The organism is Ancylobacter sp., assembly GCF_965279025.1.
Taxonomy (GTDB): Bacteria; Pseudomonadota; Alphaproteobacteria; order Rhizobiales; family Xanthobacteraceae; genus Ancylobacter.
The window spans coordinates 4,444,953-4,464,178 of record NZ_OZ257132.1 but is presented as its reverse complement, the minus strand read 5'-3'; the positions used below and the strand labels follow the sequence as shown (position 1 = coordinate 4,464,178).

The following is a 19,226-nucleotide window of genomic DNA, read 5'->3' as shown; positions in this document are numbered from 1 at the left end:
CGTCGCGGCGCGGCTTCCTAGAGCGGTAACCATGCGAGCATGTGCCGTAGCGAAAATCGGCCATTTGCCGTGCCTCATAGCCCAAAGACAGACTTGACGCTGCGGGGCGCGGGTGATGGCCTTACGTCCCAAGAAAATCGGGCGTCCGGTACTGGGCGCCCCTGACGACAGATCTGAACAAAGTCTCGGGAGGGACGCATGACAAAATTGATGGGGGTCGCTGCCGGTCTGGCGGCGCTGACGCTCGCGGCTTTGCCCTTCACGGCGGCGGAGGCCCAGGATTTCCCGAACCGGCCGGTGACCATGGTCGTGCCGTTCGCGGCCGGCGGCCCGACGGACACGGTGGCGCGGCTGATCGCCGAATCGATGTCGCGCTCGCTGGGCCAGCAGGTCGTGGTCGAGAATGTCGGCGGTGCCGGCGGCACGCGCGGCGCCGGGCAGGTGGCGAAGGCCACGCCGGATGGCTACACGGTGCTGCTGCACCATATCGGCCAGGCGACCTCCGCCACCCTGTATCGCAAGCTGCCCTACAATGTGCTGACCGACTTTGAAGAGGTGGGCCTCGTGACCGACGTGCCGATGACGATGATCGGCAAGTCGACGCTCGAGCCTAAGGACGCGGCCGAGCTCATCGCCTACGTCAAGGCGAACAAGGACGCGGTGATCTATGGCAATGCCGGCGTCGGCTCGGCCTCGCATCTGTGCGGCATGCTGTTCATGTCGGCGCTCGGCACCCAGGTGACCACCGTTCCGTATCAGGGCACCGGCCCGGCGATGAACGACCTCGTCGGCGGCCAGATCGACCTCATGTGCGACCAGACCACCAACACCACCGGGCAGATCAAGGCCGGCAAGGTGAAGGCCTATGGCGTCACCACCAAGCAGAAGGTGAAGTCACTGCCCGACGTTCCCACGCTCGATTCCGCCGGGCTGCCCGGCTTCGAGATCGCGGTGTGGCACGGCATGTACGCGCCAAAGGGCACGCCGAAGGCCGAGATTGACAAGCTCAACGCCGCCCTCGTCACCGCGCTGCAGGACCCGAAGGTGATTTCCCGCTTCGCCGACCTCGGCACCGAGCCGGTGGCGCTGGAGCGTGCCACGCCGGACGTGCACCAGAAATTCCTCGAGGCGGAAGTCGCCAAGTGGAAGCCGGTGATCGAGCAGGCCGGCGTCTTCGCCGACTGACGCGACCTTTTCCCGCCGGCCTGCCGCCGTGGTGCGGCGGGCCGGCGACCAATTTACCCGCCGGCGGGAAGATCCCATGACGCGCTACGTCAAAAGTCCGAAGGAGGTCGCGAGCGGCCTCCTGCTCGTTTTCCTTGCGGCGTTCTTCGCATGGCAGGCCATGGGGCTGCCCATGGGGCGCGCCATCCGCATGGGGCCGGGCTATTTCCCGATGATCCTCGCCGGTCTCCTCGGTCTCCTCGGTCTCATCGTCCTTCTCACTGGACTCACCCTCCACAAGGTCGAGGAGGAAGACGAGACGCAAAAGATCGGCTTCGCGCAGTGGCCGTGGGTGCCGCTGGGGCTGGTCACGCTGGCGGTGGTGGTGTTCGGCCTCGGCATACGCCCGCTGGGGCTGGGCCCGTCCATGGGGCTGGCGGTGTTCCTTTCCACGCTGGCGAGCCGGCGTTTCAAGCTGACGACGGCGCTGCTCTCCTCCTTCATCATGGTCGCGTTCTCCTGGGCCGTATTCATCAAGGGCCTCGGCCTGCCGCTGCCCATGCTGGGCCCGTGGCTCGGCGGTTATTGAGCGGGAGCGGGCCACATGGAAATCTTTGACAATCTCGCCCTCGGCTTCTCCGTCGCCGTCACTTTCCAGAACATCTTCTACTGCTTCATCGGCGTGCTGCTGGGCACGCTGATCGGTGTGCTGCCTGGGCTTGGCCCCGTGCCGACCATCGCCATGCTGCTGCCGATCACCTTCGGCCTGCCGCCGGTTTCCGCGCTCATCATGCTGTCGGGCATCTATTACGGCGCGCAATATGGTGGCTCGACCACCGCCATCCTGATCAACCTGCCGGGCGAGAGTTCCTCGGTCGTCACCGCCATCGACGGCTACCAGATGGCGCGCAAGGGACGGGCCGGCGCGGCGCTCGCCACCGCAGCGCTCGGCTCGTTCTTCGCTGGCTCGGTGGCGACTTTCCTGCTCGCCGTCTTCGCCCCGCCGCTGGCGGACCTGGCACTGAAATTCGGCCCGCCGGAATATTTCGCCCTGATGGTGCTGGGCCTCGTCGCGTCGGTGGCGCTGGCCTCCGGCTCGGTGGTCAAGGCGCTGGCGATGGTGGTGCTGGGCATCCTGCTCGGCCTCTCCGGCCAGGACGTCTACACCGGCACCCCCCGCTTCACCTTCGACATGCTGGAACTGGCCGACGGCATCGAGTTCGTGGCGCTGGCCATGGGCGTGTTCGGCATCGGCGAGATCGTCCGCAACCTTGAAGACGAGCACACCCGCACGGTCACGGTGCAGAAGGTGAAGGGCCTGCTGCTCTCGAAGAACGACATCAAGCGCATCATCGGCCCCATCCTGCGCGGCACCTTCCTCGGCTCGTTCCTCGGCATCCTGCCGGGCGGCGGCGCGATTCTCTCCTCCTTCGCCGCCTATTCGATTGAGAAGAAGATCTCACGCCACCCGGAAGAGTTCGGCAAGGGCGCCATCGAGGGCGTGGCGGGGCCGGAGAGCGCCAATAATGCCGGCGCGCAGACCTCGTTCATCCCGATGCTGACCCTGGGCATCCCGTCCAACCCGGTCATGGCGCTGATGATCGGCGCGCTGATCATTCAGGGCATCGTACCCGGGCCGAATGTGGTGAACGAACAGCCGAACCTGTTCTGGGGCATCATCGCCTCGATGTGGATCGGCAACCTGATGCTGGTGGTGCTGAACCTGCCGCTGATCGGCATCTGGGTGCGGCTGCTCACCGTGCCCTACCACATCCTTTTCCCGCTCATCGTCGGCTTCTGCTGCATCGGCGTCTACAGCGTGAACAACAACGCCATCGACGTGTTCACCATGGCGCTGTTCGGAGTGGTCGGCTACGTGCTGGTGAAGCTGGACTGCGAGCCGGCGCCGCTGCTGCTGGGCTTCATCATCGGGCCGATGCTGGAGGAATATCTGCGCCGCGCCATGCTGATCTCGCGCGGCGACCCCACCGTGTTCTTCACCCGGCCGATCTCCGCCACCATGCTGGGGCTGGCGGCGCTGGCGCTGCTGGTCGTGCTGCTGCCCTCGGTGCGCAAGAAGCGCGAAGAGGCGTTCCAGGAGTAAAATGCCGCCCGTACAGCGATGGGCTGGGGAAAGATCAGGTAGCAGGGCTGACACTATGGACAGGCCCATAGGCCTCTGCTACACGACCCCCGTCCGCAAGGCCTTGGCCTTCGGCGGGGGCGCATAGCTCAGTTGGTAGAGCAGCTGACTCTTAATCAGCGGGTCCTAGGTTCGAGCCCTAGTGCGCCCACCAAACTCCAGAAGTTCGGAGTTTGGTGGAAAGGGGAGCAGGGTTGTCCTTGCCCTTTCCGGCGGTGAATCGCCGATAGCCGTTTTTCCGCGTCACGGTCGGCCAGGCTTCTGGCCATTCGCTATCTCAATACACCACGATACCGCGTCGGGGTTCGCTTGCCATGGCTTGGCCTGCCGTGGCGGAAGAATCCCGCTCCACACCGGAAAAATATGTGAACCGACCTCGACCGCAGCAGGCGATATGTGATCGAATGTTGTTCAAGTGTCGACATGACGCTTTCCGAGGTTCAAATTGCTCAATAACGTATCAAAACACCTCAATTGGGTGGTGCCTGTGGCGTGGACACGCCCAAGCGCCTCGGTTTTCATCTGCGGTTGCGGCCACAGCGGAACCACGCTGATGGCCAATATGTTTGCCGCGCATCCCGAGGTGTTTATTCCTCTGCGTGAGACCGACGCGTTCCGCTGGGAAAGAGAAGCGAGGCGTCGGCGCCGTGAGCTTCTCGCGGAGTTCCGCCTTTCCGGGAAAGAGTTTCTCGCCGAGAAGACCCCACGCCACATTGCCAATCTCGACCGCATCCGCGCGATGATGCGCGCGCCCAGATTCGTTCTGATGGTGCGCTGTGGCCGGGACGTCGCCGCGTCCTTCATCAAGAGGTTCGGCAGCTCCGACGAGGGGATAAGCCGGTGGATCGAGGCCGGCGAGATCATTCTCTCGCAAGCCGACCGTCCCGACGTCATTGTCCTGCGCTACGAGGACCTGATCGCGGCGCCGCAGCAGAAGCTTGAGGAAGTATGTGCTTTTGCCGGGCTTCCCTTCGACGAGGCGATGCTGCGCTACCATGAATCGCCGCGCGGCTGGTTCGGCAAGACCGCCTTGGAGAAAGGCAGTGGCGAACAGGGCGCCGAGCATGCGGCGCTCCGCAGCTGGCAGGTCAACCAGCCGATTTTCGATGGCCGCCGCAAGTGGGTCGGAAAGCTCTCCGACAAGGAGCTGGAAGTGTTCAGCACCGGGCGCGCCCGGGAGCTGATGGAAGCGTTCGGCTACGGCCCGGAGGATTAGGCCCGTGGCGCGCCTTCCCGGTGCTCTGTAAGTGATGCGACACCGGGTGCCCCGAACTGGTAAGCTGCGGCACCGGACAATCTCGGGAGGGCGACATCATCGACAACACATCTGTGCTCTGCGCCCATTGCCAGCGTTGCGGGCGCCGTTCGGCGCTGGGGCGTGCCGATGCGTCGGCCCTGGCTGCGCCGGCCAATGGAGAGGCCCCGCCGCGCCTGCGATGCGACATGTGCGGGGGGCGGCAGGTAAAGCTGTTCAACGCCAGCGGTCCGGTTGAGATGCTGGCGTTCCTCAACGGACGGATGTGAACCGTCCGCGCGATACCCGCCACGCCGCGTCCGTATAGGCGAACGAAACCGCAACTCGCGCGTTATGCCTCGCAACAGGCACAGCTGGCGAGGCATCGTGATGGAAAATTCGAACAATCAATACGGGTCCACTGGACAGTCCGGCGTCAGCGGTTCCGCTGGCCAGGGGTCCGGCGACCACGCCTCTTCGCGGCCGCTCGGCGGCGGCGCTGCGCCGGGCACGCCGGGGGCGTCGACGTTCTCCGGCAACCGCGACCGCGGCGGATCCCGCCTGTCTGCCGAGCCTTCGGCTAGCGTGCAGCCGGAACAGCTTTATTCGTTCCGCGCGCTGGTCGCCGTCGGACTGCTCGGCTTCACGGTCGGTCGTCTCTTCTCCCGGTGAGCCCTATCGCCTTCGGCGTCATGCCAGCGGTGGACGCGCTGCCCACCGTACTTCTTTGGACCTTGTCATGCAGACCCTGACCGTACGACACGTCACGCACTATCATTACGCCAACTCCGTCATCTTCCATTCGCACCGGTTGATGCTGCGCCCGCGCGACAGCCACGATTTGCGGCTGGTGGGCGCGGAGATAACCTTGTCGCCGCATGGCACCATGCGCTGGATCCACGACGTGTTCGGCAATTCCGTCGCGATCGTCGATTTTCTGGAGCCGTCGAACGAGCTGAAGATCGAGAGCGTGCTCAAGCTGGAGCGCTACGGTCTCGGCGGACTCGTGTTCGATATCGACGACGGGGCGAAGACCTATCCATTCGTCTATTCGCCGGATGACCGCATCGACCTCGGTCGCATGCTGGACCCGCACTATCCCGACCCGAACGGCGAACTCGCGAACTGGGCGAAGGGCTTCATCGCCGCGCGCTCGACCGACACGATGGCGCTGCTGACCGACATCAACAACAGCATCCATCAGAACTTCAGCTATAATCTGCGGATCGAGGAGGGCACGCAACCGCCCCTCGAAACGCTCCGGCTCGGCACAGGCTCCTGCCGCGACTTCGCGCTGCTGCTGATAGAGACCGCCCGCGCGCTCGGCTTCGGGGCACGCTTCGTGACGGGCTATCTCTACGATCCGGCGCTGGACGGGGATGATTCCGCGGTGGTCGGCGCTGGCGCCACCCATGCGTGGGCGGACATCTATTTGCCGGGGGCGGGATGGGTGGAATTCGATCCCACAAATGGTACCATCGCGGCCGACAACCTCATCCGCGTGGCGGTGACGCGGGACCCCAGCCAGGCGGTGCCGGTGGCGGGCGGCTTCACCGGCCTGACCGGCGATTATCTCGGCATGAACGTGGAGGTTGCGGTGCGCTCCGTGCGTCCGGAGGAGCCCCTGGCCGCGTGAGCCTGTTCGGCAAGGAATAGGAAAGGCCCGCCGATCGGCGGGCCTTTTTGTTTCAACGTGCGCGCGATGGCTCAGGCGCTGGCCGCTTCCAGGGTCGGATAGTCGGTGTAGCCCTTCGCGCCGCCGCCATAGAGATGGTCGCGGTCGACCTCGTTGAAGGCGGCGCCCAGCCGCAGGCGCTCCACCGCATCGGGCGAGGAGACGAACGGCTTGCCGAACGCCACGAGGTCCGCCTTGCCGCTCGCCACCGCCTCCTCGGCCAGCTGCTTGTCGTAGCCGTTATTCACCATCCAGGTGCCGGTGAACCGGGCGCGCAGGGCGTCGAAGTCGAAGTCCGGCACGATGTCGCGTGGCCCGCCCGTGGCGCCTTCGATCATGTGGACATAGACCGGGTGCAGGCTCTCGACCACGTCGAGAACGTGGTTGAACAGCGCCTGCGGGTCGCTGTCCGTCATGCCGTTGGCCGGTGTGACCGGCGAGAGGCGCAGCCCGGTGCGCGCGGCGCCGATCTCACCGATCACCGCCTCCAGAACCTCCTTGAGGAAGCGGGTGCGGTTCTCGATCGAGCCGCCATAGGCGTCCGTGCGCTTGTTGGCGCCGTCGCGAAGGAACTGGTCGACGAGGTAGCCATTGGCGCCGTGAATCTCGACGCCGTCGAAGCCGGCACGGATGGCATTGGCCGATGCCGTGCGGAAATCGTCGACGATGCCGGGAATCTCCTCCAGCGTCAGGGCGCGGGGCTCGTCGACCTCGGCAAAGCCGTTGTTCACATAGGTCTTGGTCTCGGCGCGCACTGCGGAGGGGGCGAGGGGCGCGCCGCCGCCCGGCTGCAGCGACCGGTGTGAAACGCGGCCGACGTGCCAGAGCTGGACGAAGATGTGGCCGCCGCCGGCATGGACGGCATCGGTGATCTTCTTCCAGCCCTCGATCTGCGCCTCGGTAAACAGGCCGGGCGTGTCCTGATAGCCCTGGGCGGTGGCGGAGATCTGCGTCGCCTCGGTAATGATGAGGCCGGCGGTCGCGCGCTGGCGATAATATTCGACCGCGATCGGGGAGGGTACGAGGCCCTCGCCGGCGCGGTTGCGCGTCAGCGGCGCCATGACGACGCGGTTGGCGAGGATGACGTCGCCGAGGCGATAGGTGTCGAAAAGGGACTTCGTGGCAGCCACGGTGTGCTCCTGTCCAAGGGGATCCCGTATGCGAGTACGGGCGTTGGTGCGCACTTAAGCATTGGGGCGTTAGATCCAAGAGCGGGAACGCACGATGTTCGCCGCGCCGACGCCCGCGCTCCTTCCCGGCCTGCAATTTCGAGCGGCATGCTCTAGAAGGGATGGCCGGGCAAACGGGGCCTTCCGCATGATCGACATCGCGTCTCGCGTCTATAACCACACCTGGAAGATCGATCCGATCGTCCGCTCCGTGCTCGACACGGATTTCTACAAGCTGCTGATGGCGCAGACGATCTACCGGCGGCATTTCCACACGCGGGTCACGTTCGGCATCATCAACCGCACCAAGACGGTCCGGATCGCCGATTTCGTCGACGAGACCGAACTGCGCGAACAACTCGACCATGTGCGGACCCTGTCGCTGACGCGCGGGGAATCCACCTGGCTGCGGGGCAACATGTTCTACGGCAAGCGGCAGATGTTCTCGCCGGACTTCATCGCCTGGCTGGAGACGTTCCGCTTTCCCGCCTATCACCTGGAAAAGCGCGACGGACAGTTCGAGCTGACCTTCGAAGGCCCGTGGATCGAGACCACCATGTGGGAAATCCCGGCGCTGGCCATCATCAACGAGTTGCGCTCGCGCGCGGTGCTGCGCAGCATGGGGCGCTTCGAGCTGCAGGTGCTCTATGCCCGCGCCATGACGCGGGTGTGGGAGAAAGTGGAGCGGATCCAGGCGCTGGGGGGCGCCGGCGTCGCGGATTTCGGCACCCGCCGCCGGCACGGCTTCCTGTGGCAGGACTGGTGCGTACAGGCGATGCTGGAGGGGTTGGGCGAGCGCTTTCTCGGCACGTCGAACTGCCTGATCGCGCTTCGCCGCGAAGTGGAGGCCACCGGCACCAACGCGCATGAACTTCCCATGGTCTACGCCGCGCTGGCCGAGACGGACGCCGAACTCGCGCAGGCCCCCTACAAGGTACTGGCCGACTGGCAGCAGGACTATGAGGGCAACCTGCTGGTCATCCTGCCCGATACGTTCGGCACCAGCCATTTCCTGGAAGGCGCCCCGGATTGGGTGGCGGAGTGGACCGGAATCCGAATCGACAGCAAGGACCCGATCGAGGGCGGCGAAGAGGCGCTGCGCTGGTGGCGCGCGCGCGGACAGGACCCGGCGCAGAAGCTGGCCATCTTCTCCGACGCGCTGGATATAGGCGACATCGAGCGGATCTACCGGCATTTCCGCGGCCGCATGCGCATGGGTTTCGGCTGGGGAACGTTGCTGACCAACGATTTCCGCGGCTTTGCCCCCGACGGCCGACTCGATCCCATTTCCATCGTCTGCAAGGTTATCTCGGCCGACGGGCGCCCGACGGTGAAGCTCTCAGACAATCCTACCAAGGCGATGGGGCCGCCGGACGAGATCGCGCGCTACCAGCGAATCTTCGGTGCGATCAATGAGCCTTCGCGCGCGGTGCTGGTGTAGGGCTGCGACAAATTTCCCACAACTTGTTGCGGTCATTGGCATAATTTGACGCCTCGCTCCCGGCGGAGGCCAAGAGTTGCCGCAATCTTTGTTCATAAGGAAATTTCCGGCATGTGACATTCTTGCATCAAGATGCCAAATGCCGGTAAGTTGTCACCCGTCGCATTCGAAGACGGCTTACGGAACTCGGTCGGGGGCCCTCGGGCGCCGGCCCGAACGGACTGGAAGAACGCATGCGAAGTGGTCAGCGCCGCGCTAACGACCTGGCTATCCACGTCCGGGAATGCTGTCGGCACCTGCGCCGCAGCGCTGCTATCTGCGTTCTGGCCGACCCCTCCGCGTCCCCCCGCCTTTTTCCCGTAGCGTAGAGTTCCCGCGCCATGCCGACCTCATCGCACGAGCCGCGCGGAACCGGGCTCTCCTCTTCGCTCGTCACCGATTTTCGGACGATCCTCAGTTCCCTTGAGCAGGAAAAGTCCGGCCGCCCGGACGCTGCGGAGGGTGAGGCACCGCCCTCTGCCACCCCCATTGCCGCAGCCGCCTCGATCGCGGCCCTTTCTTCCTCCGCCGCCTGGGCCGCACGTCCGGCCGGGGCTCCCTCGCCGCGCACCCTCGGGGACGTGCGCAGCCGGATCGCGGCGCTGGGGGATGTGAGCGACCTCCTGAAAAGCCGCGCCGCCGCGCCCACAGAGACCAAGCCGGCGGCCGTACCGCAAGCCGATACGTGCCAGGGAGCCCGCCGGCGCAGCTTCGGTAGCTCGGCGCGTCAGCCGGGCGAGGCCGAGGCACGGCGCAAGCGCAACGCCTCCAAGGACATCATCACCTGGCAGCGGCTCGGCGCGCTTGCTGTGTTCATGGTTGTGGTGGGCGGCGGCGCGGTCTTCCTGCAATCGCTCGCCGCGCGGGAGGAGGCAAAGGTAGCGCCCGAGGTCATCGGCAACGCAGCCGTGGCAAGCGTCGCTCCCTCGGCCCCCATGCCGGAAGCGCGCAGCGTCGCCGTGGCTGAGACGGACACTGCCGCGTCAGCTGTCGCATCCTCTGGGCCGACACCGGCGGCCTCGTCCGTGCTCGCCAACAGTCCGTCGTCGAACAGCCTGCCGCCGGCCCTGCGCAACACCTCCACGCCGTCCGACATGGCCGGTGAATCGCTTGCCGCCCCGGTCGCCGTAACGGCCTTCGCCGCGCCGGAGCCTGCGGGCGCCCTGGCGGACATGACCGAAGAGGGGGGCGACATCGACGAGCCGGGTGCCGTTTCGGCGGAAATTCCGCGGGCGGCGCCGGCGCCCACACAGGCGTCGCTGCCGAAGGCGGCTCCGCTGCCGCCCGCGCGGGCGCCGGAGCGCCTTGCCGAGCGCACACCGACCGCCGTGGCACCTGCCGAACCTGAGGAGGCGGCGGGCGAGGGCGCCGACGAGGCCGGCCTGCCTGCCGGCTACGGGGGCGAGCCCGTGGGCACGGCAGTGACACGCCGCGCCGTCACCATGCGCGCCGCACCTCGGAAGGGCGCTGCCGCCATCGGCAATCTGCCGGGTGGGCAAAAGGTGCAGTTCGTGACCTGCCAGCAATGGTGCGAAATCATCGTCGAGGGCAAGCGCGCCTTCGTCTACAAGAGCTTCGTCGACACCACCGGCGTGGCGAACGCGCAGGCCGCCACGGCCGGCGAAGAGGCGTCCGAGGCCGCCACTCCCCAGTGATCTTGTCGGTAACAGGCTGAAGCAAATAGTGAAGCCTTTGACCCTGCTTTGGGATTCGGCCTCTCTCGCCACACCCCGAGGCGCGTGTTAGACCGCCGACGACATATTCATACGGAAGGAAGATCGCGAATGGTGAAGGACCCGGGCGGGGCTTCGATGCCCGTTCGCGTCGGCGTCGTCGGCGTCGGCATCATGGGTTACAACCATGCCCGCGTGCTGATCGACCTTCCCGGCGCCGAGATGGTGGGCATTGCCGACCCGGATGCGGGCCAGCGCGAGAAGGTGGCGGCGCTGCTCGGCTGCCGCGCTTTTGCCAGCCTTGAGGAACTCGTGGCCGAGGGCGCCGACGCGCTAGTCATCGCCGCCCCCACACATCTGCACCACGACATCGCGCTCGCCGCCATCAATGCTGGCATGCATGTGCTGGTGGAGAAGCCCATCGCGCCGACCGTCGCCGAGGCCGAAGCGATCGTCGCCGCCGCCAAGGCCCGGGATGTGGCGCTGGTGGTCGGCCACGTCGAGCGTTTCAATCCGGCCGTCGAGGCGGTGAAGAACGCCATTCGCGATGAGGAAATCCTCTCCATCGGCATTACCCGCGTCGGGCCGTTTCCGCCGCGCATGTCGAATGTCGGCGTGGTCATCGATCTCGCTGTGCACGACATCGACCTGATTTGCCACTTTACCGGCTCGCATATCGTCGACGTGCAGCCGCAGGTGAAGGCGGCGGTGGCCGAGCGCGAGGACATCGCTCTGCTGCAGTTCCGCACCGCCAACGGCGTGCTGGCGCACATAAACACCAACTGGCTGACGCCTTTCAAGGCGCGCACCGTGCATGTGGCCACCCGCAAGAAGTATGTGATCGGCGACCTGCTCACCCGCCAGGTCACCGAGTATTTCGACTACAAGCCGGACGGCAGCTACTCCATGCGGCACCTGCCAGTGGCGTATGCCGAGCCCTTGCGGCTTGAATTGCAGCGGTTCCTCGAAGCGGTGCGCGGCGAGCGCGCGCCTGCGGTGACGGGGGAGGATGGCGTGGCCGCCATCGCCACCGCCATGCGCTGCCTCGAACCCCTTGAGCCGCCTGCCGACCCGGTGCTGCTGCGTGCGCGCGCGGCCGGCTGAGAGGAAGACCGATGAATTCGCATGTGAAGACCGATCTGGCGCCAATTCCTTTCGTCGACATCGCGGCGCAGCGGGCACGGCTCGGCTCCCGCGTGGATGACGCCGTGGCGCGGGTGCTGACCCATTGCAGGTTCATCAACGGGCCGGAAGTCACCGAGCTTGAACAGCAGCTCGCTGCCTTCGCCGGTGCCAAACATGCGGTGGCCTGCTCCAGCGGCACCGACGCGCTGGCCATGATCCTGATGGCGTGGGGTGTGAAGCCGGGCGATGCGGTGTTCTGCCCGGCCTTCACCTTCTGCGCCACGGCCGAAGTGGTGCCGTGGGTCGGGGCGACGCCGGTCTTCGTCGATATCCTCGAAGACACGTTCAACATGGACCCGGCGAGCCTTGAAGCCGCGATTCTCGTCGCGAAGCAGAAGGGGCTGACGCCGAAGGTCGTGGTGCCGGTCGACCTGTTCGGCCAACCCGCCGACATGGATGCCATCGAGGCCGTCGCCAAGGCGCATGGACTGAAGGTTCTGTGCGACACGGCGCAGGGCTTCGGCGCCACCTGGAACGGCCGCCGCACGGGCTCCTTCGGCGATGCCACGGCCACCAGCTTCTTCCCCGCCAAGCCGCTTGGCTGCTATGGCGACGGCGGTGCGGTGTTCACCGACGACGACGACCTCGTGCCGGTGCTGAGGAGCGTGCGCGAGCACGGGCAGGGCGTCGACAAATACGAGAACGTCCGTCTCGGCATGACCGGCCGGCTCGACACGATCCAGGCGGCGATCCTGCTGGAGAAGCTCGCCATTTTCGAGGATGAGATCGCGGCGCGCCAGCGCGTGGCGGCGCGCTACAACGCGGCGCTCGCGGATGTGTGCGTGGTGCCGGCGGTGGACCCGCGCGCCACCTCGATCTGGGCGCAGTACACGATCCGGCTGCCGCACGGCGTGCGCGACGGGCTCGCGGCGGCACTGCAGAAGGAAGGCGTGCCGACCGCCGTCTATTATCGTCTCCCGATGCACCGCCAGCCGGCCTATGCCCAGTACCCTGCGGCGGGCAACGGCCTGCCTGTGTGCGAAAAGCTCGCCGGCGAGGTGATCAGCCTGCCGATGCACCCCTATCTCGACGAAGCCGCGCAAGACCGCGTCATCACGGCGGTGCGCCGCGCGCTCCTCGCCTGACGCCGAGGGGCGACGACTGGCAAGGTGAGGGCGGGAAGGCTAGCTTTCCGTCCTCGCCCGATTCCGGCTTCCGGCAGCCCCGTTCCATCGGCATCCCATGATCCGCAGCATCTTCACCGTCGGCGGCTGGACGCTTCTCTCGCGGCTGACGGGGTTCGTGCGCGACATCATGATGGCAGCGGTGCTCGGCGCCGGCCCGCTGGCGGATGCCTTCTACATCGCCTTCCGGCTGCCGAACCATTTCCGCTCCATCTTCGCCGAGGGGGCGTTCAACACCGCCTTCATCCCCGCTTATGCCCGGGTGAAGACGGTGGAGGGCGAAGCGAAGGCGCGCCGATTCGCCGACGGCATACTGACGGGCGTCGTTCTGGTGCAACTGGCGCTCCTTGCCGTCGCGCTGCTGGCGACGGACTGGGTGGTGGCGCTGCTGGCGCCTGGCCTTTCCGACGATCCCGCTCGCTTCGCGCTGACGGTCGACTTCACCCGCATTACCTTTCCCTATCTCGGGCTGATTGCGGTGGTGACGCTGGTCGGCGGGGTGCTGAATGCCAATGACCGGTTCTGGGCCGCTGCAGCCGCCTCGATCCTGCTCAACGTCGCGATGGTCGGCACGCTGAGCGTGGCCGGGTGGTTTCCCACCGCCGGTCACGCGGCGGCCTGGGGCGTGCTGATCTCCGGCTTCCTGCAACTCGGTCTGCTGGTGTTCGACGGCGAGCGCCACGGCCTCGGCCTTCGTTTCGGCCGGCCGCGGCTCGATGCCGACATGCGCGCCTTCCTGATCGCGCTGGGGCCGGCGATCATCGGCTCGGCCGGCGTGCAACTCGCCTTGTTCGCCGACACCATCATCGCCTCATTCCTGCCGGAGGGGGCCGTTGCCGCGCTGTTCTATGCCGACCGCATCAACCAACTGCCGATCGGCGTGGTCGGCATTGCGGCGGGCATCGTGCTGCTGCCGGAAATGTCCCGGCGGATTGCCGCCGACGACCTCGCCGGCGCGCGCTTCGCCCAGTCGCGCGCCATCGAGCTGACGCTGCTGCTGGTGCTGCCATTCCTAGCTGCAGCTCTGACCATTCCCGAAATCATCATGCGCGGGCTGTTCATGCGCGGGGCATTCACCGCCGAGGCGGCGGCCGAGGCCGGGGCGACGCTCGCCGCCTATGGCGTCGGTCTTGCGCCCTTCGTGGTGGTCCGCGCCTTCATGTCGCCCTTCTATGCACGGGGTGACACACGGACCCCGGTTCTGGCGACGCTCGGCGCGGCGGTGGTCAATATCGGACTGAAGATCCTGCTGATGGGCAGCCTGGCGCAGGTCGGGCTGGCCTTTGCCACCTCCGTCGGCGGCTGGATTACCGTGCTGGCGCTGGCGGTTCTCGCCCGCTGGCGGGGGTATGAATGCGGCGACGCGCAATTGCTGCGCAGTCTTCCGCGCCTCGTGCTGATCGGCGTGGCGCTGGCTGCGACGCTCTTCGGCACGGCGTATGTCGCCGGCCCCTGGCTGGCGGGTCTGGACCATGGCCGCGATGAAGCCCGCCTGGCCCTGTGCGTTGCCGCGGGCGGCGTGGTTTATGTTCTATTGGTGCTCGCCTTGTTCGGCCGCCGCTACCTGATCGGCCTTCTGCGGGGACGCCCGACGGCGGGGCATGCCTGACGATTTATTGCTTACGCAGTGCAGCATAATTGTGGTAGTTCGCAGCGGCATCATGGGGTTCCGGGCGGGGTTGGCCCATGACATGCCAGCTCGGGATTTTGTCCCGAAATGCCCGAAGAGCGTTCTCGGAGACGGATATGATGACCGCGCTGCCGCGTCTTTCCCTGGCTGCCCTCACCCTCGCAGGCCTCGCTCTGGCGGGGTGCTCCGAGCAGAATCAGGGCCAGCAGGCGGCACCGCCGCCCCCGACCGTCACGGTCGCCAAGCCGACCACGCGCACCATCACCGACTATGACGAATATGTCGGCCGCTTCGCCGCCATCGATCTGGTCAACGTCTATGCGCGCGTCTCCGGCTATCTCGAAAAGGTCGCCTTCACCGATGGTCAGCTGGTGAAGCAGGGCGACCTGCTCTTCACCATCGACAAGCGGCCCTTCCAGGTGGCGCTCGACCAGGCGAAGGCGAACCTCCAGCGCTCGCAGGCGCAGCTGGATTTCGCGCAGTCCGACCTGCAGCGCGCCCAGACGCTGATCGACGACAAGACCTCGAATGCCATTTCCAAGCAGGCCTACGACCAGCGCCAGCAGAGCGAGCGCACGGCCCGCGCCGACGTGGCGGCCGCCACGGCCGCGATGCAGGCGGCGCAGCTCGATGTCGACTTCACCGATCTCAGCTCGCCAGTGACCGGCCGGATCGGCGACCGCAAGGTGTCCGTCGGCAACCTCGTTACCGGCGGCTCCGGCGGCACCAATACCAACACGCTGCTCGCCACCATCGTCTCGATGGACCCGATCTATTTCGAGTTCACCTATGACGAGGCCTCCTATCTGCGCTACCAGCGCATGTCGAAGCAGCTCGGCGATGCGGGGCAGTCGATCCCGGTCAAACTGGCGCTGATCGACGAGAAGGACTTCACCCACCAGGGTACGCTCGACTTCGTCGACAACCAGATCAGCGAAGAGACCGGCACGATCCGTGGCCGCGCCACCTTCGCTAACCCGGATGTCACCTTCACCCCGGGCATGTTCGGCCGCATCGAGGTGCCGTCTTCGGCACCGCACGAGACGCTGCTGGTGCCGGACGTCGCCATCGGCACCGAGCAGACGCGCAAATTCGTCTATGTGATGCAGCCCGGCGACGAGCCGCAGGCGCCGCAGATGAAATACGTCACGCTGGGCCGCGCCTATGAGGGCCACCGCGTCATCAATAGCGGGCTCGGCAAGGACGACCTCGTCGTGGTCAACGGGCTGATGCGCATCCGTCCCGGCGCCAAGGTGGTCGGCAAGATGGAGGCTGCGCCCGCAGCCGCGGCGGCTAGCCCGGCCACGCCGGCGGCATCGCCCGCCACGCCGGCTGCCGCCACGCCATCGGCTGCCCCGGCGGCGACGCCGGCTGCCGGCGCGGGAACGGGCGGCGACGCCAAGTCCCCCACCGCCCCGCCCGCGAACTGAGCGCGGAGGCGGTCCCATGCGTTTCTCTCACTTCTTCATCGATCGCCCGATCTTCGCCTCGGTGGTCTCCATCGTCGTGATGATCCTGGGCGTCGTCGCCTATGTCTCGCTTCCCGTGGCGCAATATCCCGACATCGCGCCGCCGGTCGTCAACGTGACCGGCCAATACCCCGGCGCCAGCGCCGAGACCGTGGCCGACACGGTGGTCGCGCCTATCGAGCAGCAGATCAACGGTGTCGAGGGGATGCTCTACATCTCCTCCAACTCGACGGCGGATGGCCGTTTTTCCATCGCGGTGACGTTCGACATCGGCACGGATCTCGATATCGCGCAGGTGCAGGTGCAGAACCGCGTGGCGACCGCCACCCCGCGCCTGCCGCAGGACGTGCAGCAGATCGGCGTGACGGTGGCCAAGTCTTCGCCGGACATCCTGATGGTGGTGAGCCTGTACTCGCCCGACGATTCGCGCGACTCGCTGTTCATCTCCAACTACGCCAACCTGCAGATCAAGGATCAGCTCCAGCGCGTGACGGGCGTCGGCTCGATCACCGTGTTCGGCTCGCGCGACTATGCGATGCAGGTTTGGCTCGACCCGCTGAAGCTGCAGGCGCTCAACCTGACCGCCGGCGACGTGACGGCGGCGCTGCAGGCGCAGAATCTGCAAGTTGCCTCCGGCGTGCTGAACGCCCCGCCGGTGCCCAACCAGATGGGCTTCCAGGTGGCGGTGCGCACGCTCGGGCGCCTGTCGACGCCGGAGGAGTTCGGCAACATCGTCGTGCGCGAGACCGGCAAGGCCGTGGTGCGGCTGCGCGACGTGGCGCGGATCGGCATCGAGGCGCAGGACAATTCCTCGATCTCGTACTTCGATTCAAAGCCTTCCGTCGCGCTCGGCATTTTCCAGCTGCCGGGCTCCAACGCACTGGCGACGGGCAAGGCGATCGAGGCCGCCATCGCCGAGATCGCCAAGGGCTTCCCGCCCGGCGTGGCCTATTCCACCGCCTACAACCCGACGCAGTTCATCGCCGAATCCGTTAGCGCGGTCGAACACACCATCATGGAAGCCATCGTCCTGGTGGTGATTGTGGTGGTGCTGTTCCTGCAGAGCTGGCGGGCGGCGATCATTCCGATCCTCGCCATTCCGGTCTCGCTGATCGGTACCTTCTTCATCATGAGCCTGTTCGGCTTCTCGCTGAACAATTTGTCGCTGTTCGGCCTCGTGCTGGCGATCGGCATCGTGGTGGACGACGCGATCGTGGTGGTGGAAAGCGTCGAGCACAACATCTCCACCGGCCTCAGCCCGCGCGACGCCGCCTACAAGACCATGGACGAGGTGGGCGGCGCGCTGGTGGCGATCTCGCTGGTGCTGGCCTCGGTGTTCATCCCCTCGGCCTTCATCACCGGTATCTCCGGTGAATTCTACCGCCAGTTCGCGCTCACCATCGCCGGCTCGACGCTGATCTCGTTGATGGTGTCGCTGACGCTGTCGCCGGCCATGTGCGCGCTGCTGTTGAAGGCACACAAGGGAAGCGACCACAAGCCGGCCTGGTACATGCGGCCGCTTACCGGCTTCTTCCACTATTTCAACAAGGGCTTCGACGGCGTCTCGCGCGGTTATGGCTGGCTCACCGGCAAGCTCGTGCGCTTCGCCGTGGTGGTGCTGCTGGTCTACGTGGCCATCCTCGCCGGCGGCTTCCAGCTCTTCCGCTCGACACCGCAAGGGTTCATCCCCGCGCAGGACCGCGGCTATCTCATCGTGGCCGCCCAGCTTCCGGGCGGCGCGGCGCTCTCGCGTACCAATGAGGTGATGACCGAGGCTGCCAAGGAAGTGCTGGCGACGCCCGGTGTCGCGCACGTCGTGAACATTGTCGGCTTCTCCGGCGCCACCTTCACCAACGCCCCCAATGCCGGCGCCATGTTCGTCATCCTCGGCCCGGCGGCCGAGCGTGCGCAGCATGCCGGGCAATCCGCCGCCGCCATCCAGGGCACGCTGTTCGGCAAGCTCGCCTCGGTGGAGGAAGCGCAGATGATCGTCGTCATGCCGCCGCCCGTGTCGGGCATCGGCAATGCCGGCGGCTACCGCATGATGATCGAGGATCGCGGCGGGCGTGGCTATGAGGCGCTGCAGGGCGCGGTCTATGCCATGATGGGCGCGGCCAACCAGACGCCCGGGCTGAAGCAGGTCTATTCGCTGTTCGAGACCTCGACGCCGCAGCTCTTCCTCGACATCGACCGCACCAAGGCGCAGTTGCTGGGCGTCAACATCGCCGACGTGTTCTCGACGCTGCAGACCTATATCGGCTCGTCCTATGTGAACGACTTCAACCTGTTCGGCCGTACCTACCGGGTGCAGGCGCAGGCGGATGCCCCCTTCCGCCTGACGCCCGACGACCTTCTGCGGCTCAGGGTCAAGAATGCCTCGGGGCAGCTGGTGCCGCTCGGCTCCTTCACCACCGTGCGGGACATTTCCGGCCCCTATCGCGTGCCGCGCTACAACCTGTACCCGGCGGCGGAACTCGACGGCGACGTCATGCCGGGAACCTCGCAGGGACAGGCGATCCAGAAGATGCAGGCCATCGCGGCGCAGACGCTGCCGGAAGGCTTCGCCTTCGAGTGGACGACGCTCGCCTACCAGCAGGTGAGGGCGGGCAACACCGCCATCTTCGCCTTCGGGCTCGGCGTGGTGTTCGTGTTCCTGGTGCTGGCGGCGCAGTATGAGAGCCTGACATTGCCACTGGCGGTCATTCTCATCGTGCCCATGTGCCTGATCGCCGCGGTGGTGGGCATCCTAATACGAGGGCAGGACAACAACATCCTCAGTCAGGTCGGCTTCATCGTGCTCATAGGCTTGGCGGCGAAGAACGCGATCCTGATCGTGGAATTTGCCAAGCAGCTGGAGGATCGTGGCGAGGACCGCTTCGCGGCGGCGACGCATGCCGCCCAGCTGCGCCTGCGGCCGATCATCATGACTTCGCTGGCCTTCATCTTCGGCGTGGTGCCGCTGGTCATCGCCACCGGCGCCGGCGCCGAGCTGCGGCAGGCGCTGGGCACGGCGGTGTTCTCGGGGATGATCGGCGTGACCATCTTCGGGCTGCTGTTCACCCCGACCTTCTACGTGGTCGCCCGCTGGCTCGCCGGCTTCGGCGAACGCCGCCGCGCCCGCAAGCAGGAAGCCGCCGCCGCTCCGCACTGACCGGCCGCGCCGCCGCCTTCGGACAGGTCCAGGGATAGAAATCAACCCCGCCGCTCTCCCGAGCGGCGGGGTTTTTCGTTGCGTGGCTGGCGGCAGACGCGGGGAGTGGCACAGTCACGCGGGATGTGG

At 66.4% G+C, this 19,226-nt stretch carries 14 protein-coding genes and 1 tRNA gene; 14 read left to right on the top strand and 1 reads right to left on the bottom strand.

Annotated features, from left to right (window positions below; translation table 11 throughout):
• Positions 1 to 198: 198 nt before the first annotated feature.
• From ACQY76_RS20790 to ACQY76_RS20760, 7 genes are all read left to right on the top strand, one after another.
• Positions 199 to 1,185, top strand: a complete 987-nt coding sequence (locus ACQY76_RS20790) for a tripartite tricarboxylate transporter substrate binding protein BugD (protein WP_428030579.1) — start codon at positions 199 to 201, stop codon at positions 1,183 to 1,185.
• A gap of 76 nt (positions 1,186 to 1,261) precedes the next feature.
• Positions 1,262 to 1,753 carry a tripartite tricarboxylate transporter TctB family protein gene (locus tag ACQY76_RS20785; RefSeq protein WP_428030578.1) on the top strand — a complete coding sequence of 164 codons (492 nt, stop codon included), beginning with the start codon at positions 1,262 to 1,264 and terminating at the stop codon, positions 1,751 to 1,753.
• A 15-nt stretch (positions 1,754 to 1,768) separates the two neighbouring features.
• Complete coding sequence (locus tag ACQY76_RS20780) at positions 1,769 to 3,268, top strand: tripartite tricarboxylate transporter permease (RefSeq protein WP_428030577.1); 1,500 nt, start codon at positions 1,769 to 1,771, stop codon at positions 3,266 to 3,268.
• Positions 3,269 to 3,385: 117 nt separating this feature from the next.
• Positions 3,386 to 3,461: transfer RNA gene (locus tag ACQY76_RS20775), tRNA-Lys, on the top strand.
• A 399-nt stretch (positions 3,462 to 3,860) separates the two neighbouring features.
• Positions 3,861 to 4,523 (top strand): sulfotransferase family protein, encoded by a 663-nt coding sequence (locus ACQY76_RS20770; RefSeq protein WP_428030576.1) that lies wholly within the window; start codon positions 3,861 to 3,863, stop codon positions 4,521 to 4,523.
• Between the two features lie 408 nt (positions 4,524 to 4,931).
• Positions 4,932 to 5,213 (top strand): hypothetical protein, encoded by a 282-nt coding sequence (locus tag ACQY76_RS20765; RefSeq protein ID WP_428030575.1) that lies wholly within the window; start codon positions 4,932 to 4,934, stop codon positions 5,211 to 5,213.
• Between the two features lie 67 nt (positions 5,214 to 5,280).
• Entirely contained in the window at positions 5,281 to 6,177 is an 897-nt protein-coding gene (locus tag ACQY76_RS20760) for a transglutaminase family protein (protein WP_428030574.1), read from the top strand.
• Between the two features lie 71 nt (positions 6,178 to 6,248).
• Here the strand turns inward: ACQY76_RS20760 and ACQY76_RS20755 are convergent, their stop codons facing one another.
• The gene (locus ACQY76_RS20755) at positions 6,249 to 7,346 is read right to left on the bottom strand and encodes an alkene reductase (RefSeq protein WP_428030573.1); all 1,098 of its coding nucleotides are present in this window, start codon (positions 7,344 to 7,346) and stop codon (positions 6,249 to 6,251) included.
• A 187-nt stretch (positions 7,347 to 7,533) separates the two neighbouring features.
• On the opposite strand from ACQY76_RS20755, the gene pncB reads away from it, so the two are divergent.
• The 7 genes from pncB (at position 7,534) to ACQY76_RS20720 (ending at position 19,097) form a co-directional block, all read left to right on the top strand.
• Positions 7,534 to 8,826 carry a nicotinate phosphoribosyltransferase gene (pncB, locus tag ACQY76_RS20750; RefSeq protein ID WP_428030572.1) on the top strand — a complete coding sequence of 431 codons (1,293 nt, stop codon included), beginning with the start codon at positions 7,534 to 7,536 and terminating at the stop codon, positions 8,824 to 8,826.
• 380 nt (positions 8,827 to 9,206) lie between these two features.
• Positions 9,207 to 10,520, top strand: a complete 1,314-nt coding sequence (locus tag ACQY76_RS20745; protein ID WP_428030571.1) for an SH3 domain-containing protein — start codon at positions 9,207 to 9,209, stop codon at positions 10,518 to 10,520.
• A gap of 129 nt (positions 10,521 to 10,649) precedes the next feature.
• A complete protein-coding gene (locus ACQY76_RS20740) occupies positions 10,650 to 11,642 on the top strand; it encodes a Gfo/Idh/MocA family oxidoreductase (RefSeq protein ID WP_428030570.1) in 993 nt (330 codons plus the stop codon).
• Between the two features lie 11 nt (positions 11,643 to 11,653).
• Positions 11,654 to 12,808 carry a DegT/DnrJ/EryC1/StrS family aminotransferase gene (locus tag ACQY76_RS20735; protein WP_428030569.1) on the top strand — a complete coding sequence of 385 codons (1,155 nt, stop codon included), beginning with the start codon at positions 11,654 to 11,656 and terminating at the stop codon, positions 12,806 to 12,808.
• A 97-nt stretch (positions 12,809 to 12,905) separates the two neighbouring features.
• Positions 12,906 to 14,456, top strand: coding sequence for a murein biosynthesis integral membrane protein MurJ (gene murJ / locus ACQY76_RS20730; protein ID WP_428030568.1), 1,551 nt, complete (start codon positions 12,906 to 12,908; stop codon positions 14,454 to 14,456).
• Positions 14,457 to 14,593: 137 nt separating this feature from the next.
• Entirely contained in the window at positions 14,594 to 15,907 is a 1,314-nt protein-coding gene (locus ACQY76_RS20725; protein ID WP_428030567.1) for an efflux RND transporter periplasmic adaptor subunit, read from the top strand.
• A 16-nt stretch (positions 15,908 to 15,923) separates the two neighbouring features.
• Positions 15,924 to 19,097 carry an efflux RND transporter permease subunit gene (locus ACQY76_RS20720; RefSeq protein ID WP_428030566.1) on the top strand — a complete coding sequence of 1,058 codons (3,174 nt, stop codon included), beginning with the start codon at positions 15,924 to 15,926 and terminating at the stop codon, positions 19,095 to 19,097.
• Positions 19,098 to 19,226: the final 129 nt, after the last annotated feature.

Excerpts from the sequence above, each read along its gene's own strand:
- ACQY76_RS20790 (WP_428030579.1), top strand. The coding sequence starts at position 199 with ATGACAAAATTGATGGGGGTCGCTGCCGGTCTGGCGGCGCTGACGCTC.
- ACQY76_RS20785 (WP_428030578.1), top strand. The coding sequence starts at position 1,262 with ATGACGCGCTACGTCAAAAGTCCGAAGGAGGTCGCGAGCGGCCTCCTG.
- ACQY76_RS20780 (WP_428030577.1), top strand. The coding sequence starts at position 1,769 with ATGGAAATCTTTGACAATCTCGCCCTCGGCTTCTCCGTCGCCGTCACT.
- ACQY76_RS20770 (WP_428030576.1), top strand. The coding sequence starts at position 3,861 with ATGGCCAATATGTTTGCCGCGCATCCCGAGGTGTTTATTCCTCTGCGT.
- ACQY76_RS20765 (WP_428030575.1), top strand. The coding sequence starts at position 4,932 with ATGGAAAATTCGAACAATCAATACGGGTCCACTGGACAGTCCGGCGTC.
- ACQY76_RS20760 (WP_428030574.1), top strand. The coding sequence starts at position 5,281 with ATGCAGACCCTGACCGTACGACACGTCACGCACTATCATTACGCCAAC.
- pncB (WP_428030572.1), top strand. The coding sequence starts at position 7,534 with ATGATCGACATCGCGTCTCGCGTCTATAACCACACCTGGAAGATCGAT.
- ACQY76_RS20745 (WP_428030571.1), top strand. The coding sequence starts at position 9,207 with ATGCCGACCTCATCGCACGAGCCGCGCGGAACCGGGCTCTCCTCTTCG.
- ACQY76_RS20740 (WP_428030570.1), top strand. The coding sequence starts at position 10,650 with ATGGTGAAGGACCCGGGCGGGGCTTCGATGCCCGTTCGCGTCGGCGTC.
- ACQY76_RS20735 (WP_428030569.1), top strand. The coding sequence starts at position 11,654 with ATGAATTCGCATGTGAAGACCGATCTGGCGCCAATTCCTTTCGTCGAC.
- murJ (WP_428030568.1), top strand. The coding sequence starts at position 12,906 with ATGATCCGCAGCATCTTCACCGTCGGCGGCTGGACGCTTCTCTCGCGG.
- ACQY76_RS20725 (WP_428030567.1), top strand. The coding sequence starts at position 14,594 with ATGATGACCGCGCTGCCGCGTCTTTCCCTGGCTGCCCTCACCCTCGCA.
- ACQY76_RS20720 (WP_428030566.1), top strand. The coding sequence starts at position 15,924 with ATGCGTTTCTCTCACTTCTTCATCGATCGCCCGATCTTCGCCTCGGTG.